Raw genomic sequence first — 17,043 nt, 5'->3', positions numbered from 1 at the left:
GGATGTCGTCGCCCTCCGTAACGGCAGGTTGTCTTGCCGCTATGGATGGGGTGTGACCCTCGATGCGGAGACCTCGGCCACGATCACCGGCTACCGGCCGCAAAACCCCCCGCCGGAATGGGAACAGATCGCCGGGCACGTGCGCATGCTGGTCGCCGCCAGCGCCGACCGCTCCCCCTACCGGGTCGAGCGGCTGCTCACCGCGACCAGCCGGCTGGCCCGTGTGGTGTCACCGCTCCGGCCTGCCGGATGACCCGGAAGTGTGGTTGCGGCATGAGACGATCGACGCGTTCGTCCTGACCGGCTGCACCGATCTGGCCCCGAGTTCGGCGCAGACCTACCGCAGCTGGCTGCGGCACATGCGCGCCACAGTGGCCTGGTTGGAGCGCGGCGAGCAGGCGCCGCCGCCGATGAAGGCCCCCAAGACGGTCAGCCCGCCCTACTCGCCGGCTCAGCTCGGCCGTCTTCGCGGTTGGGCCGAACGCCTGCCCGGCCAGGCCAGAGGCGACGCGCTGGCGTTGATGGCGCTCGCCTTCGGTTGCGGTCTGACTTCTGGGGAGGTGGCCGCCGTCCGGACCGGGCATCTGCGCTGCCTGGACTGCGGCGCGGTCGTGGTCACCGTCCCGGGCACAGAGCGGTTGATCGTCTGCCGCGCCGCCTGGGAGGACGTCCTGGCCCGCGCCGCCGACCGGCCCGGTGACGCCTTCATCTTCCGGCCCAGGCGCGCCGCCCGGCACGCCAAGAATCTGTTCAGCTCCTGGACAGCCCGTCACCAGCCGACCGGCGGCCTGCCCGCCCTGTCGGTGCGCCGGCTGCGCTCCTCCTGGATCGTCGAACTGCTGAGCGCTCGCATCGATCTGGGGGTGGTGGCCGCCGCGGCCGGGATGAGCGCCTCGGCACTGGCCCGTTACCAACATTTCGTCCCAGCCTTGGACGAGCCCACCGCGGTCGCGCTGCTGCGCGGCCGCGCCATGTGAGTACGGCGAAGCCACGCGCCTGGCAGCCGCGCACCACCCGAGCCCGAGCCACCCGGCCTCGGCCTCCTGCCAAGCAGACGGCACAGATCCCTGACGCCGTCGTCAGTCACTACGCCCGGCTGCTGGACGACTCCGGCATCATGCCGCTGATCGACGCAGAACTCGGCCCGAGGCCCGGCCCGCCCGGGCTGCCCATCGCCGCGGTGCTGACCTGCCTGCTGCTGTCTATCAACCACACCGGCAAGGCCACGCTCGTCGAGGCCTGGCGGATCGCCGCGTTCTGTCTGAGCGCCGCCGCACGCCACCGGCTCGGCCTGCCCGAAGTCGACCCCGCAGATGTCCACCAGGTGCTCGTCTCCTCCCGCCGCTTCTACCGGGCCTTCGACCGGCTGACCACCGTGCTGGATCCGGCCCGCCACGATCGGCGCGCCCGTCTGCCCCAGCATCAGGCCGACGCGCTGGCCGCCGCGTGGGAGGACGACGACCCAGCACGCTCGCATAAGCGGGAACTGCTGCAGGACATCGCCACCGCGCTGGTGCTCACTCCGGTGCGCTGGGCCAAAGGCCGGGGCTATCTCCGTCACTTCCGCGGCGATGTCGGCATCGACACCACCGCCGCCCCGGTCTTCGCCCGGCCACCCCGCGCCCGCCGCTCCACCGGGGAACTGATCGCCTCCACCGAGATCACCGCGGGCTGGCATCATTCGGCCGGCAACGGCCCACCCGAGTACGGCTACTCGGCTACGCTCACCGTCGCCGCCCGCACCCGCTCGGTTTCCGGGTCTTTTCCGCAACTGGCGCTCGGCCTGGTCCTGGACACGCCAGGCAAGCGCATCGGCGAAAACGCCATTACCACCCTCAAGCCCCTGCCCACCCTCGGCTTGCCCGCAGCGTTCGCCGTCGTCGACCGCGCCTACACCGACCAGCAGCCCGGCCACTTCGCCCAACCCGCACGCGAACTCGGCTACCGACTTGCACTCGACTACAAAGTGGATCAACGAGGGGTGCAGGGCAGCGCCCACGGCGCGCTGCTCATCGACGGCTCCCTGGCCTGCCCGCTGATGCCCGACGGGCTCGCCCAGGCCACCACCGGTCTGGACGACGCCGCCATCCGCACCCCAACGGAAGAACTCACCGCGCTCATCAGCGCGCGAGAGCCGTACTTGCTGCGCCTCAAGCAGAGCCCGAACACCGACGGCACCGTCCGCTTCCAGTGCCCGGCAGCAGGCACCTCTCCATCGCTGACCTGCCCCCGCTTCGACCGCCTCCACCAGCGCGGACCCAACCGGCCCACCGCGGTGGACCTGACCGACGCCCGGCAGCGAGCCGCCCACTCCGCGGCCAAACCCCGCGTCCTGCCGCCACAACCTGATCTGAAGGCCGCCCAACTGCCGAAGATCTGCAGCCAGCACACGATCACCATCCGCAAGGACGATCTCGGCCACCTCGACAAGTTCCGCCAGGACCTGGCCTACCTGAGTTCCGCCTGGATCGGGACCTACAAGTCTGTCCGGGCCAACACCGAAGGCATCAACGGCAGGCTCAAGGGACACGACCTCGACCTCGGCGATCCCAAGAACCGGCTCGCCCATGGCCGCGTCGCCCAGACTATCCTGGTCGCGCTGCTCGTCACCGTCGCCAACGACCACTTCCTCGACCAGTGGCGCCACACCCACCAGCCCCAAAACGAGCCGATCACACCCGCCGACACCCCGCAGACTCCAGTCGAGCCCTTCGACGACACGCCACCCGCAGGCCAGAGCAGACCACCACCCGCCCCATAAGCCGCAAAACCCGCCACCCCACCGCAGCGCCCAGCCCACCGTCGGCTTCGCCATGCCCAACGGCCGGATCTCGGTCCTCCACCAGCGGCCTGACACCACCCGGGCCTCCCCAGGCACCTGCTCCGCGGCCCCCAAACCAGGACGAACCCGATTCGGAAACCCCTGAAACGACAAGATCCCGCCTGATCTCGATGATCAGACGGGATCCCGTCAACTTCAGTCCAGCCGTCTCATGAACGGCCCCTGGAGGCGGCCCAGGCCTTCAGGCCGCCTTGCCGTCGCTAGCGCGCCAGGGCGGGGCGGCCCGATGTGCTGCTGCCTGCGGCACCGGCCGAACACCGTTTACCTCGACAACCATGGCGTGATTGCCTTCTCTATCAAGGAAGCACCGGTTAAATGGGCGTCGGCGGTAAAATCCGGCAAGGATACTCCCAACAACGTGACAACCTCTGCGGCCGCATCATGGATCCGACGCAACTCCCCTTGGCGCAGGAGTTGGATGCCAGCGCTGGTAATCCAGCGCCCGAGCTGCGGGGGCGGCCGATGGGCGAGGCTCCTGGCGCTGTCAGACCGAACGCAACTATGCTGCCTTCACCGGTGAATGGTGGCCTGATCAGCCCGGGTATGCCCACACGCCGCAGGGCCGTTCTCTTGCCAGCCACAGCGCGCCCTGCCATGCTCACCGGCATGAGACATCGGATCGAAGCTGATGCCGGGGGCGATACCGGCGGTTGGAATCGTCCCAGTGTGGGCGGCGGCGTGCGCCACATGGGCGGCTGGTGAGTCACTGACCAGTATGGCGGGAACGTTGCATCGCGCGCGTATGGAAGCGGAAGGTGGCCGCCAGTGATCCCCACGCCGCACCGAGCCAAGGGCGGTGCCGCGGTAATCGGGGCGAGCAAACCCGGCGAGCGCGGCCCTTTCGGCCCGTACGGAGAAAGGGCCGAGCGCGAGGTCTACCACGACCACGTTGGTCTACCGGTTCCACAGGCCCCTGCCCCGGAGCTGGCGGCGGCGTCCCCGCCTCCCCAGCCACGGAAGCACGATGCAGCCTGCTACGACCGCCTCCGTGTTGTCGGCGATTCGCCCGAGTGGTGACGGCCACCTGGTGGCGGCGAGCGTTCCGGATGGCAAGCTCATGGCGATCGCCAGCGCTGCCCAGACCTTGGTGATCTTCCCGGCCGGAGCATCCTCGGCGAAAGTTGGGCAACCGGCACGCCGCTCAACTGTCCTGATCAACATGTGAGACTGCGTACGACGCGCGATGCCTCTGGGAAATCATCCGGCCTGGACGTCGGCGCTGGCGGCGTTCTCCACGCTCCTCCATCTCCAGGGCGGCGCCGCCCTGCGCCGTCGCATCCCGCGATGCGTGGCCTAGTCGCGTGGTGTGCTGTGCCGCTCCATTCGTGGCGTTAACCCGGCTGACTACGGTCAGCGTCGAGTCTTGAAGGTGTCCTCGCGGTCGGCGTCGAAGCGTGTGGCGCGGATGCGTGTCGCCCAGATTGACCAGGTGATCGCGTAGGTAACGGCGAGTACTCCAAGGATCCGCGTGGTGTCGGCCACGCCGACGGTCGCCGCCATGGGCGCGACAACGAGCATCGATGCTCCCTGGATGGTGGATGAGAGGCTGAAGGCGAATACCAGGACTCGTCCTCGTATGGCATCGGGCGTCGCCAGTTGCAGGCCGTTGATGGCGAGCATCGAGCATGCGCCCACTCCGATGTGGCCCAGCGCGGCGGCGGTCATTCCTGTGGCTAGGCTGGAGGCGTGGGCCAGGAGCAGATATCCGAGGCCGAAGACCGCAAGTGCCACCGCGGCCACGTACAGCCGTCGACGTGCTGAGCTAGCGGTGAGCCACCCGCCTGCGAAGGGTCCAAGCACGGCCCCGAGTCCCTGTGCCAGGTACATGGCGCCGGCTCCGGCATCGCCGACATGGAAACGGTCGAGGGCGTAGAGCGGCAATAGTGCGACCATTCCGTAGCAGAGACGTAGTCCCGCGGTGAGCCACAGCAAGGCGGTCGCGATTGGAGTCGTTCGCAGGAACCGCCACAGTTCGGCCGTATCGGCTCTTATCCGCAGTCGGCGTGTTGCGGCAGCGCTGGACAATGGCCGCTTGATTCGCGCGACCAGGAGCGCGGAGACGACGAATGAGGCGCCATCGATGAGGAGCGTGGCCGAGGCTCCCCACGCGGCACTGACCACACCCCCCAGTCCGGCTCCGACGACCAGGCTGGCCGAGTACACGCTCCCAAGCATGGTTTGGGCCAGCGACAGTTCCCCGCTGGCGACGAGGTTCGGCAGCGCGACTTCTGGGATGGGAGCCGACACCGCGGCGAACACAGACCGAGCGGCCAGGCACCCAAGGGCCAGGGTCACAGAGCCGATGTGGAACGCGATCAGCAGGCCAACGACCGGAAAGGCTGAGCCTAGGTCACAGGCGATCCGCAAACGTTGCCGGTCGAAGCGGTCGCTGAGCGGACCGATCAACGGGAACAGCATCATTCCGGGAAGGGAGTCGACCGCGAACAGCAGCGCCGTCCATCCTGGTGACTCAGTGTGGTTGTAAATGAAACTACTCAAGGCGACGTAGGTGAACCAGTCGCCTGTCCGGCTGAGCACGCAGGCGCCGAGGAGCCGTCTGAAATCGGCGTTGTCGCGAAGCAGCGCGACAAGGTTCCCAGAAGGTCGCCGGCAAGCAGAAAACACGTAGTTGACTCCAGCAGTGCGTGATCCCGATTGGGGGATCGAAACAGGGGACGATGGAGGTGGACGTCGGTCAGCGCCTGCATGCCACACGGCAACGGCGTCGGTGTGGGTAGGCGGCATGTGCCGCAGGCTTCGAAAGATGTCGGCAACAGCGACGCGAGCATGATCGCGGCGACGGCTCTGACCGAGTACGAATCAGCTGACTGCGGTGGTGCCTGTTGCGCCTCGCATGGGCATGGTTCGGCAGGGGGAGGGCCGGGGTCGCGCAGACTGGCACCCGGGTTCGGCATGGTTCAGCAGGTGCCGGGCGCGCGCCGTAAGGAGGGCGGCCAGTTCTCCCAAGACCGCGGGAATCAGGCACTGGACGTCAGTACACGGTGAGCATTGCAGCCTGGGGCTGTCGGGCTCGGTCACCACGCCCGGCATATGGACCGCTCGGCATCGATGTCAGGCTGCATGGAGCCGTGAGTCATAGCAGTTCGGGATCAGGGCCACGGCAACGATTTATACGGCGTGAGTGCCGCTTCTGGTGCAGCAGCGCAGGCTTGCGCAGATCACGATCTGATCACAGGAGTCACGACAACCCCACCTTGTCTTGCCAGCATCTGAGCGCCGCCTCCAAAATTCCTGAAACTGACATCGATCTTTACAGTGAGTCAAGAGAATGCGGCTGGTGAGTCGGCGCCCATTCCGCTGCTTACTGCCTGCTGGTCGCCGCGCCCGACAGCCCGACAAGGAGCTGGCCATGATCTGCAAACGAACCAGTCACGCTGGCGAGCTGAATGCGGAAGCCAGCGGAAGCCAAGGCGCGCGCACCGCTTCCTCGCCTCAACGCGGCCAGTGGCGGATCAGCATCGACACCGCGGCATGCCAGGGAACCGGTCTTTGCGTGGCCTCTACTTCGAAGCGTTTCACCCTTCTCGACGGGCACGCCCAACCGCTGGCCGAGGTGACCCACCCGGACGAGGAACTGGCCATCGTGGCAGACCTCTGCCCCTCCGCCGCGATCACTCTCACCGACGCGGAGACCGGTGAACCCGTATCGGCCCGCACCCGGATGACAGCCCTCGTGCAGACAACGCCGATGGAGGCGAAATGAGCATCGCCGCGACCGTCCGCTACCCTTTTCCACCCGCCAGCGGCCTGCGACTTGAGCACCAGTACGAGACACTGCGCGAATGCCCGGTGACCCGCGTCCGGTTGCCTGACGGGCAAGAGGCCTGGCTCGTCGTCAGCCATCCGCTTGTCCAGCAAGTACTGGCCGACCGCCGCTTCTCCCGCGCACTCGCCTGCGAGCCCGGCCGGCCTCAGCTGACGGCTCAACCGTTGCCAGGCACGTCCATCGTCAGCATGGATCCGCCTCAACACACCCGACTGCGTGCACTGGTCGCCAGGGCGTTCACTCCCCAGCGTGCGAGGGAGTTACAACCGCACACCGAGCGGCTGGTCGACGACCTGCTGAGCCGCATGCGCCAGGCGGGGCCGCCCGCCGACATCGTCACCGCCGTGGCGCTCCCACTGCCAGCCTTGGTCGTCGGCAGCATGCTCGGCGTCCCGCCGGAGGACTATGAGACTTTCCGTGCCTGGACCGCGGCGCTGCTGAGCATCAGCAACGTCACCCCCGAGCAGGCCGATCACAGCCTGAGTGAGCTGATCAGCTACGTAGCCGACCTGGTAGCCGAGCGCCGCCGCACCTCCCACGATGACCTGATCGGCCACCTGGTGACGGCCCACGACGAGCATGGCGCACTCTCCGACGATGAACTCGTCGGATTCGGCATTACCTTGCTGGCGGCCGGGGCGGAGACCACCACCGACCAGATCGCCAATAGCGTGTATGCCCTGCTGCGCCACCCCCACGACTTCCGCAGGCTCGGCCGCACTCCGGAACTCGTACCCAGCGCCGTTGAGGAACTGGTCCGCTATGTGCCTCTGGGCAGCACCTCGGGCCTGCCCAGAGTAGCTACGGAGGACGTCATGCTGGGCGACGTGCTGATCCCGCGCGGCGACACCGTCCTGCCCTCGATAATCGCCGCCAATGGGGATCCCTACGCCTTCCCCTCGCCAGGCACGTTCGACATGACCCGCCACCCCAACCGGCATGTGGGTTTCGGTCACGGCTCACACATCTGCCTCGGCGCCCAAGTGGCCCGCATGCTGCTCAGCGTCCTGCTAACCGCGCTGCCCCGCCAATTCCCCGACCTGAAGCTCGCCTGCAGCGAGGCCGACATCATCTGGCGGCACAGCCAAGTCACCCGCGGACCCGTGGAACTGCCGGTTACCTGGGCGAGCACAGACCGCCAGACGCCGCTTCCGCGGAAATGAGGAACGCCGCCATGAACCGTTTCGTCGGCAAGCGCATCCTGGTCACCGGTGCCGCATCTGGTATCGGCCGAGCCACAGCCCTCCGCCTGGCCTCCGAAGATGGCCTCGTATTCGCGGTCGACCGCGATGCTAAGCGGTTGAAAGACCTCATCCACAACCGCATCACCACCCACACCGCAGACATTGCGCACGAGCAGGAGGTCCTCCACGCCGTCCACACCGCCTACGAAGTCCTGGGCGGCCTGGACGCGCTGATCAACGTGGCCGGCATCCATCGGATCACACCTTTGCCGGACCTGACACCAACTGCCTTCCATGACCTGCTAGCGATCAATTGCGTCGGCACCGCACTTATGTGCCGCGAGGCAATGCCCCACCTCATGACCTCCCGCGGCGTGGTCGTCAATGTCGCCAGCACCGCAGCCACGCACGGCCACCCCTACATGACCGCGTACGCAGCCAGCAAAGGCGCACTCCTCGCCTTCTCCCTCAGCCTCGCAGCCGAGGTGGCACCGCATCGAGTACGGGTCGTGGCGGTCTCCCCCGGAGGCGTGCGCACTCCCATGGTGACCGCCATGGAGGTCCCCGAGGGAGCCGACATCGACCCGACCTTCTTTAGCCGCACGCGTCCGCTGACCGGCTACGGCGAGCCCGAACAGATCGCTGCCACCATTGCCTACGCAGCCTCCTCCGACGGCAGCTACCTGACAGGAGTAGAGCTGAGGGTCGACGGCGGGTCTCACGTCTAACTCCGCTGGCCGGCTCAGCCCTCGCCCACACTGGCCACACAACCTGCCCTCAACCCTCATGCCAGCACCGGAAACCACCCATGACGACGACCAGTTCTGCCCGCATCCCCTCCGGCACGACCGGACACCCACAATCGCGCGATCTGCCCTCTGATCCCGCCGGCTGGTACGCTCTGGCGTTCAGCCAGGAACTCCGCCCAGGCGCGGTTCAACCCGTCCGCCTGGCTGGCCGTGACCTCGTCCTGGCCAGGCTGCGATCCGGCACCCTCATGGCCGCGCATGCCCACTGCCCGCACCTAGGTGCTCATCTCGGCTATGGCGGCACCGTCCAGGACGAGCAACTGCGCTGTCCGTTCCACGGACTGACCTTCGATCCCACCTCCGGTAAGTGCACCAGCAGCCGGGCCCCGGCCCGCATGGCGCTCACCACCGTCCCGGTCGCCGAGCAACACGGCGTGATCCTCGGCTGGCATCACTGGGCCGACACCGAACCGGGCTGGCGGGTGGGCGAGCTCGACATGACGGGCTGGACACCCTGGCGAACCCGTACCTTCACCCTGCGCGGGCACCCTCAGGAGACGTCAGAAAACAGCGTGGACCTGCTCCACTTCGCCGACGTCCACGGTTACCGAGACGTGCAAGTAATCGAGCGCTGTCTGATCAACGGCCACCAGCTGCGAACGGCCTACCAGGTACGCCGAGCGATGCCGCTGCTCCCTCGCGGGATCCCGCTCGAGTTCACCGCAGTGGTCGAAGGCCTCGGACACTCCACCGTCCACGTGCGCCTGCCCACAGGCCTCCACCTGCGTCTGCTGGTCTTGTCGACCCCACTCGACAACGAGCGCATTCAGCTGCGGCTGGCATTGTCCACCCGAGCCGGCACCTGGCCTCTACCGTCCGCAGTCCGGCGCTTCGTTGGAGAACTCGCCGCTCGCGCGTCCCTTCGATCCTTCGTCAGCGACGTACACCAGGACATACCTATCTGGCGGCACAAGGCATACCTGCGGGGCCCTCTCCTCATCGAAGGCGACGGCCCCATCGGTCCCTACCGGCGTTGGGCCCGCCAGTTTTACCGCCCCGAATGATGCTTCGCCTAGGAAGGCGCCAGCGGCCTCAACGGCGATGCCGCTCACTATCTGAGCTACTTCACCAATCGCGAGGGTCGTGAAGCGCTCCACGTCGTGATGGTCAGGCCCGGCGGCGTCTCGCGCCGGTCTGCACGGACGCTGTATGACCTCGCGTTCCGTCATGGGTTAGGGACGCGCAGGCCAGTTAACGGCAGAGTCGATTAACTCCGCGGAGCGCGACACTTACGGGGCAGGTCATCGCCGCGCACATTACGCTGCACCAGATGCCGCCGAATCAACGGTTCAATTTGCTCCCAGTGCCCCCGGCAAGCCCCGTTTCGATACGAGGCATGTGCACGCTCGCGCCGAGTCGACCCGCCTCAAGGGTGAGCTTGGTCAGACACTGTTGGAGCGCCGGATAGTGGATGGGGGTGTCCGCGCGGGCCCGGGCGCTAATCCCATGCTGGGCCAGCATGTTGCAAACCCAGAGGGCCTCTTCGACCTGAACCATCTGAATCTTGCCCAGCGCGAAGTCGTTGTTGGCCCGGCCGCGAAACCAGGTCCGATAGCCGCGCTCCGGCTGCGGCTATCGGTGGGACAGCGCAAGCACGAATCCAGCAGCCCATCCTCCAATGTTGTGATGTGAGCTACGATCCGCGGCCCAGCGCCTTGCGGTGCTGTGGCATCGCCGACGACATACGTGATGTCACTCGTGAGATCTCCTGGAATTCCATCGTTGCTACGTGGAGGTAAGAAAGCCGCGCACCCCGCGAGTAGAGACGGGAAGATGCGCGGCTTCAGCGAGTGACCAGCGCCTGGTTACAGTAGGTCAGCGACCATAACCGCGAACTCCTCGGGGGTGACGATCTGCACTCCGAGCTCCGCGGCCTTGGCTCGCTTGGAGCCTGCCTTGTCGCCCGCGACGAGCAGGCTTGTCTTAGCCGATACCGAACCGGACGCCCGGCCGCCGGCGCGCTCGATGAGCTCGTTCATCTCGTTGCGCGACAGCTCCGCGAGCGCGCCGGTCATCGCGCCGCTCACGACCACGGCCATGCGGGTAAGCGGAAGGGCGGCCGTCGTGTCGCCGCCGAGACTGTCGGCGGGGCTGTCATCGGGGGCCGCACCCGGTTCGACCATGTTGACGCCTGCGGCCTTCAACTTGTTGATAAGCGGAAGCAATTCCTGCAGTTCGGAGACCATGAGGGCGGCCTTTTCAGCGCCCATGCCGTCGACGGCTTGGATCGCCTCGGTGTCGGCCGCGAGGATGGCGTCCATCGTGCCGAAGTGCCGGGCGATGCGGCGGGACATCGATCGACCGGTCCCGCGAACGCCCAAAGCGCAAAATATCCTGTTCAGCGGCTGCGCTTTGGCAGCCTCGATCGCCGCGAGCAGCTTGGTCGTGCTGCTGTCGCCCATCCGGTCCAGCTCGATGATCTGCTCGTAGGTCAGGGTGAACAGGTCGCCAAAGTCGGCGATGAGGTCGGCGGCGAGCATCTGTTCGATGCGGCTCTTGGCCAGGCCCTCGATGTCGAGCTGATCGCGGCCCGCGGCGTACACGATGGAGGCCAGGGCTCGGCAGTTGCGCCCCTGGACACAGCGCCACCGCTCCTGCGACTTGTCGATGTCGCGGCCGCAGTTCGGGCACACGTCCGGGAGGGCGATCGGCTTCTCATCGCCGGTACGCAGGTGAGGGACAGGCGCCTCGATCCTCGGAATGACGTCGCCGGCTTTGTAGACGGTCACGGAGCCGCCGAGTCGGAAATCCCGGCCGACGATGAAGGATGCATTGTGCAGCGTCGCATACGTAACCTTGCTCCCGTCGACGATGACGGGCTCCAGGACACCGCGCGGCGCGATGATGCCGGTACGGCCGACCGCCCATTCGACCTCGACGAGTTTGCCGATGACCTCGACGGCGGGAAGCTTGTACGCGATCGCCCAGCGTGGTGCGTGCGAGCTGAACCCCGCCTGAGCCTGATCGGCGGCCAGGTCCGCGCGTACGACGATGCCGTCGATCCTGAACGGCAGACCGGCGCGGGCGGCGGCGATCTCGCCGACGCGTGCCTGGATGTCGGCGACAGTGGTGGCGACGATGCCGGCGACGGGAGTGGCTGCCGCGGTCTGCACACCGAGCCTCGCGACCAGGGCCATGAGCTCGCTGTGCGGCAGCTCGCGAAGGTGCTCGGCCGCGTCACCAGTGTCGTGCGGGGGAAGCGGGAGAGCACCGTAGCAGTAGAACGTGAGCTCGCACGTGTACGACCGGTCCTGCGCGCGAAGGGTGCCAACGGCGGCGCTTCGCGCGTTAGCGAAGGCGACGCCTTCGTGGGCGAGCCGCTTGGCACATGCGTCGTCGTACTGGGCCGTCGTCATCATGACTTCGCCGCGGACTTCAATCGTGGCCGGTTCCCTCAGCGTGGCGGGGAGACCCAGGATGGTCCCCATGGCGTGACTGACATCCTCACCGGCCGCTCCGTTGCCGCGTGTGACGAGCTGGGTCAGTCGGCCGGCGCGGTAGCGGGCAGAGATGGCCTGCCCGTCAAACTTCGGCTCGACCGACCAGGCGGTAACGGGGCGGCCGAGACGGCGCTCCAGCCGCGCAGCCCAGCTGGCCAAGGTGTCCGGCGAGAACACGTTGTCGAGGCTGAGCATGGGGACGGTGTGCGGTACGTCGCCGGTCACTGCGCCACCGGCTACCTTGCCTGTGGGCGAGGCGGCATCAACCTGGTCAGGGTGGGCAGCCTCGTACTGCTCGATGCCGCGCACCAGAGCGTCGTAGGTGTGGTCGTCGATCGGGCTAGTGCCGTCGGCGTAGTAGGCCGCGGCGGCATCGCGAGCGGTTTGAACGGCGGCGATGTAGCTGTCCTGGTCGGTCAGCTGGGTCACGGCGGGAGCGTCGATCATGTCTCCATGGTCTCGTACGGGTCTGACAAACGATCTTCCGTTGGTGGTGTCGGGCAGGGGCTGACCCACGAAAGGGTTTCCTTCCGATGGTGAACGACAGCGCACGGAGATGCGCTGGGCGAGGTGTTTCTGAGGTGTAGAAGGGGGCTCGTCCGTCAGGGGTTGGACGGTTTCACCGGCCAGGGCAAGGACATGGCCCGGGACACGGCTGAGGGATCGTCGACCATGCGAGGCAACCACGAACCGCAGTCGCCCAAGCGTCCTGGGGATAGGCTCGCTTCGTGGCCTCACAGGACACGCCGGACTCCTCGGGGATGGGCGTCCAGCAGGGCGACGATGACAAGAGCACGGCTGTCAGCAACGTGGCGGCTACGTCGGCGCTGCACAGGCGACGAGTGCTCTTTGGTCGACACAGATCTGCAGCCATGGCCCGCTGGAAGGGTCAGCAGCGCCGCGGCTGAGACGATGTTCCTCGATCCGCCGCCTGCCGACGCCGAGCCGTAAGTTTCGTCCTGACAAGCCAGCGAGCAAGCCCGGCCGACGGTACCCGTGAACCGGGCACCGGGTGCGCGATTCAGAGTACGAGCAGCGCCCACAATCTTCCGCGGCTCTCATCAGCGTGGGCCCGACGCTCGGCCAGTTCGGCCAGCTCGAGGATCGAGTGCGGATCGCGTTCGTGGCGGTGCCGACCATCAAGACGACGTCCCGTTCTACGGGCGGGACGGGCACCTCGATGCCGTGGTGCGTGGCTATTGGTGCTCCACCACGGAAAGCCGGGCGGTAGTGACAGCCGCGTCAGGCAGGTGTTGCACTCATAGACATCGCGGGCCGTGTCATAGTGCGCGACATCGGCGTAGGTCTTGATCTGGCCAGGCCCGAGGACCTCCGCAAGGTTATGGCGCCAGCCCCAGTCCAGTTCGACCACCGGGCCTCCGCACTGCGGGCTCAGGCAAACCAGGCGGTCCCCGTCGACCAACGCGGGCTCCACCGCGTCGGTGGACATGCCGCCAACGTTGGCGAGCACCGCCCCGAGCATGGACATGACGCGGGCAGTCTCGCGCTCGGCTGCATACACCGCGGTCTCGGTGTAGTGCATCACGGCGCGGGCGATTGCTTCCGGGTCCTGGTCTGACATGTCCTTGACGAGATCTGCGAACATCGCGGTGACCCGCTGGATGTACTCCTTGCTGTGGAACTGGGTGGCGGGTGTTCGCAGCATGTCGATCTAGTGCTCGGCTTGGCGGAGCCGCACCAGCACGGGTCCCACGCGCTCGCCCAGGTAGGCGACGAGGTCGGCGTGGTCGACGTCGGTCGGGCCGGACATTGGCGCGGCGGCGTGGGTGAAGTGGGCGAGCACCGTCTTGGCCAGTTCCTCGATCACATGGTCGGGGGCCTGCGGTAGCGCGGATCTGGGACAGGTGCTCGCATGTGCTCGTGGTCATCAGGCTTCTCCAGCAAGAGCGGCTCCCGGGGACAGGAGAGCTCGGGATTGAGGGCGAATGGCGCGAGATCGCCACCGGGGCTCGGAGGTCCGGCAGGGCACCACCTTCGTGCACCCAGCGGCGCGGCTGCATCGGCTTTGTTGCCCGAGTCAGGGTGCATGCCGTCGGTGTCGAACGGGCCGTCGTACGGGCGACGTCACCGCTCGCCGACGGTGACGTGCTCGTCTTCCTTACCGGCGCTGTCCGGCCTGCGCTGGGGCGGGATCTGGCTCTGGGCTTCGGCGGCCAGGTCACACAGCCGGCACGGCTGCCGCTGCCCGTCCACGCTCAGGTGGTCGTGGAATCCCGGCGAGACAGCAAGCGGAGACAGCCAGCCCGGCCACTGGTAGGTGAGGGCTTCTTCAGTCAGCCAGCGGGCGGCCTCGGCCGCTTGGGATGCGCTCAGGGTGATGCTGACGCGGCCAACGCCGCTGTTCCATCCCACCTCAACGTGGACGCAGGCTTCAGCGCCCGGCTCACGCCTGAAGCGGGCCTCGGTCTGCGTATCGGTGATGACGTGCTCGCCGGCACCGCGAGCGAGCCAGGCAGCCAGGGCGGCGGCCTGTTCGTCGTCGACGAGGACGGAAACGCCACCGCCGTTGGTGCGATGAAAGACGGTGAGCACCATGGTGTGGTCGAGGGGTGGGCTGTAGCGGGGGCCGAACTGCAGCACCATCGAGTAGTTGCCCGGCTTGGCGCTGTCGGAATTACCGGCGATCTGGAACGGGGGGATTCTTCGGGGCATCGGGCTCCTGAGGTCGCGAATCAGGTGGCGTCGCGCGTGGGTGGCAGAGGCAAGAGGCTGGCGGAGGGCGGCCGCGCTCGAGGCAGGGTGCGGGGCAGAACCTGCGGGCAAGGGGTAGATCGTGCGGAGGTAGGCGTGTAGCGGCGGTTCCCACGGGTGGTTCATCATCGTGCCGACGACGACGCAGCTCATGAGAGGGGCGACCACGTCACCGATCTGCTGGCAGCTGCTGGAGCGTGACCCGGTCCATGGGAAACCCGGGCGGAATCCGACCAAGAGGGCGGCCTCGTCCAGCGAGAACCGGCGGGTCTTGTCGTGGGCCCAGTACCAGCCGCGGACCTTGCTGGTGATGGCGATCGCTGGCTTGTCGGCGCTCCATTCGTTGCCGCCTGACGTTCGTCTCGCTCCGCGGGTGTTGACCCGCACACCCGACGGCCATCCCAGCGCCTGAGCCGCCGTGGTCTGCGCGATGGGCCGACGGGGCTTCAGCGCATCCAGCTGCACGTAGCGGTGCCGGGCGGCCATCAGGAAGACCCTCTTGCGGCGTGAAGCCAGGCCGTAGTCCATGGCGTCCAACGTAAGGTGCTTCGCGTCACACCAGTCGGCGCACAGCAGTTCTTCTGCGATCCCGTTCAAGACGCGCTCAGGCAGAGTGCTGGATTGCTCCATCGCCAGCCACGCCAGATTGTCGAACGCCGTGGTGAGACACAGCGCCCAAATGACGACCTCTGCGATCAAACCGACCCGCTCGTCGGTCATCTCGGCGATCGGTGAGCGCGCCTCCTCCAGTGTCAGCAGCGGCCCGGTCCAGCCGGACAGGTCCCAGGTCTCATCGCCGTGGCATATGCCGCAATCGGCGCCGTTATCGCAGGGGAAGGCGTCGTGCCAGTGTCCCAGGGTCGCCTCAGCCGCCATGCTGAATACGTCCAGCAGAAGGGCCAGGTTGTGCTCCATGAGGCCTGCGCGCTTGCCCGCTGGCGTCCAGCAGCCGCAGGGTGCCGACACCAGCAGCGCCCGCACCCAACGCAGCGCAGGATGGCGTGGATTCAAGTGCCGGACGTCGGCGACAATACGGCGGAAACCGGCGGCTTCGGCGGTGGCGGCCGCATCTTTATGGAGTTCGACGCCGACCATGTCGACGTCCTGGCCAAGCACGTCACGAACTCCTGAGCACCAGCCGCCCGGCCCGGCGAACAGGTTAGCCATCCGGATCGGGGCATCAGGCGCGGGCTCGTACAGCCACTCGACCGGCCACGGGTGGGCCAGGCGGCGCAGTTCGGTCTCGCTCAGCCCGGTCAGGTCGGGCATTGGACAGTCGAAGTCGTAGGGAAACGGGCGATTCATGACCTTCCAGGAGGGGGAAACGGCCGAACGCGGGGGTCGGGCAGCCGTGTGCGGGCTGGTACGCAGATGGCGCACCGGGCCCGGAGGACATGGTCCGCCAGGGATGATCACGGTGCTGGGGGAGGCGGGCGATACCCGTTACGGGGCCGGGTCGTCGGCCACCAGTTCCCCGGTAACCTCGGCGACCCGGCGGGCGTGCTCGATGCCGCGTACCTGCATGTGGATCACGGTCAGGCCGGTGTCAGTGATACGGAAGTCGGCCCACACCTGCTGGTGTTCGCGGCGCGGGGCACGCACTCGGTGGTCGGTGCTGGACGCCCAGCTGCTCGCGTTCGGGATCGCGTCCAGGATCGCGTCCACGATGGCGCGTTGCTGATCCAGGTCTTGGAGATGATCCGCAATCGCCTGCAAGACCTTGTCGAGGTCCGCGCGGTAGGCAGGCATCAGTCGCCGGGTGATGTCGGTTCCGATGGGGCCGCTGCCACGTGAGGCAGCGCAGGTGATCTGGTGCTGCTTCGCCCACCACGTGACCCGGGAGAAGCCTTCGGGGTAGCACCCTTCAATCAGGACCCGGCCCGGCGAGCGGTTGTAGTGCAGGGACAGTTCTTCAACGCCGCGACGGATCCAGAATCCGCCGTACCCGTCCTCGTGGCCGATCGAGTAGCCGCCGAGCTCGTCGGCGATCTGTTCGGTCAGCTGTCGGGCATCGTCAATCTGCGATGTGGTCAGCAGCATGAATTCCTTCGGCTCAAGGACAAGGGTTCTTCGGGGCGCCACGCAGCCTTTCCGGACGTTCGTATGGTGAGGCCGAAGGGTCGCAGGCTGCGCGCTTCAGATTCAGCCGATGTGTGCGATCACGACGGTGTTAGCCTCGATTCGTCAGCGGGCTGTGTTGTGTGAGTGGCTCCGCGGTTTGCCCGTAATGTCCCCGATGCGGTTGGGGTGGGCCATCGCATGACGCTGC

General features: G+C 67.2%; 14 protein-coding genes. 8 read left to right on the top strand and 6 right to left on the bottom strand.

What is annotated here, in order from left to right:
* Positions 1-52: 52 nt before the first annotated feature.
* From ACIBVN_RS49540 to ACIBVN_RS49525, 4 genes are all read left to right on the top strand, one after another.
* The gene (locus ACIBVN_RS49540; RefSeq protein ID WP_397147966.1) at positions 53-253 is read left to right on the top strand and encodes a hypothetical protein; all 201 of its coding nucleotides are present in this window, start codon (positions 53-55) and stop codon (positions 251-253) included.
* 13 nt (positions 254-266) lie between these two features.
* Complete coding sequence (locus tag ACIBVN_RS49535) at positions 267-977, top strand: hypothetical protein (RefSeq protein WP_397147965.1); 711 nt, start codon at positions 267-269, stop codon at positions 975-977.
* Positions 974-2,761 (top strand): hypothetical protein, encoded by a 1,788-nt coding sequence (locus ACIBVN_RS49530; RefSeq protein ID WP_397147963.1) that lies wholly within the window; start codon positions 974-976, stop codon positions 2,759-2,761. Before ACIBVN_RS49535 ends, ACIBVN_RS49530 begins: the two co-directional genes overlap by 4 nt.
* Before the next feature lie 1,069 nt (positions 2,762-3,830).
* The gene (locus ACIBVN_RS49525) at positions 3,831-4,007 is read left to right on the top strand and encodes a hypothetical protein (protein WP_397147962.1); all 177 of its coding nucleotides are present in this window, start codon (positions 3,831-3,833) and stop codon (positions 4,005-4,007) included.
* Positions 4,008-4,192: 185 nt separating this feature from the next.
* On the opposite strand, the gene ACIBVN_RS49520 is transcribed toward ACIBVN_RS49525, so the two are convergent.
* Complete coding sequence (locus ACIBVN_RS49520; protein WP_397147960.1) at positions 4,193-5,467, bottom strand: MFS transporter; 1,275 nt, start codon at positions 5,465-5,467, stop codon at positions 4,193-4,195.
* A gap of 745 nt (positions 5,468-6,212) precedes the next feature.
* Here ACIBVN_RS49520 and ACIBVN_RS49515 point away from each other — a divergent pair.
* From ACIBVN_RS49515 to ACIBVN_RS49500, 4 genes are all read left to right on the top strand, one after another.
* Positions 6,213-6,566, top strand: coding sequence for a ferredoxin (locus tag ACIBVN_RS49515; protein WP_397147959.1), 354 nt, complete (start codon positions 6,213-6,215; stop codon positions 6,564-6,566).
* The gene (locus ACIBVN_RS49510; protein ID WP_397147957.1) at positions 6,563-7,792 is read left to right on the top strand and encodes a cytochrome P450; all 1,230 of its coding nucleotides are present in this window, start codon (positions 6,563-6,565) and stop codon (positions 7,790-7,792) included. Before ACIBVN_RS49515 ends, ACIBVN_RS49510 begins: the two co-directional genes overlap by 4 nt.
* Positions 7,793-7,803: 11 nt before the next feature.
* On the top strand, positions 7,804-8,541 hold the full coding sequence (locus ACIBVN_RS49505) for an SDR family NAD(P)-dependent oxidoreductase (protein WP_397147955.1): 738 nt from the start codon (positions 7,804-7,806) through the stop codon (positions 8,539-8,541).
* Between the two features lie 80 nt (positions 8,542-8,621).
* The gene (locus ACIBVN_RS49500; protein ID WP_397147953.1) at positions 8,622-9,626 is read left to right on the top strand and encodes a Rieske 2Fe-2S domain-containing protein; all 1,005 of its coding nucleotides are present in this window, start codon (positions 8,622-8,624) and stop codon (positions 9,624-9,626) included.
* Between the two features lie 801 nt (positions 9,627-10,427).
* Here the strand turns inward: ACIBVN_RS49500 and ligA are convergent.
* The 5 genes from ligA to ACIBVN_RS49475 all read right to left on the bottom strand — a co-directional run bounded on the left by ligA (position 10,428) and on the right by ACIBVN_RS49475 (position 16,814).
* Positions 10,428-12,509, bottom strand: a complete 2,082-nt coding sequence (ligA, locus tag ACIBVN_RS49495) for an NAD-dependent DNA ligase LigA (RefSeq protein ID WP_397147951.1) — start codon at positions 12,507-12,509, stop codon at positions 10,428-10,430.
* Positions 12,510-13,083: 574 nt separating this feature from the next.
* A complete protein-coding gene (locus tag ACIBVN_RS49490) occupies positions 13,084-13,728 on the bottom strand; it encodes a hypothetical protein (protein WP_397147949.1) in 645 nt (214 codons plus the stop codon).
* Positions 13,729-13,734: 6 nt separating this feature from the next.
* The gene (locus tag ACIBVN_RS49485; RefSeq protein ID WP_397147947.1) at positions 13,735-13,890 is read right to left on the bottom strand and encodes a hypothetical protein; all 156 of its coding nucleotides are present in this window, start codon (positions 13,888-13,890) and stop codon (positions 13,735-13,737) included.
* Between the two features lie 257 nt (positions 13,891-14,147).
* Positions 14,148-16,079, bottom strand: coding sequence for a hypothetical protein (locus tag ACIBVN_RS49480; RefSeq protein WP_397147945.1), 1,932 nt, complete (start codon positions 16,077-16,079; stop codon positions 14,148-14,150).
* A 138-nt stretch (positions 16,080-16,217) separates the two neighbouring features.
* Positions 16,218-16,814, bottom strand: a complete 597-nt coding sequence (locus ACIBVN_RS49475) for a hypothetical protein (protein ID WP_397147943.1) — start codon at positions 16,812-16,814, stop codon at positions 16,218-16,220.
* Positions 16,815-17,043: the final 229 nt, after the last annotated feature.

It is taken from the genome of Nonomuraea sp. NPDC049400 (genome assembly GCF_044466425.1).
Classification (GTDB): domain Bacteria; phylum Actinomycetota; class Actinomycetes; order Streptosporangiales; family Streptosporangiaceae; genus Nonomuraea.
Note: the sequence above shows the minus strand (reverse complement) of the source record. Positions and strands in the feature narration are given on the sequence as shown.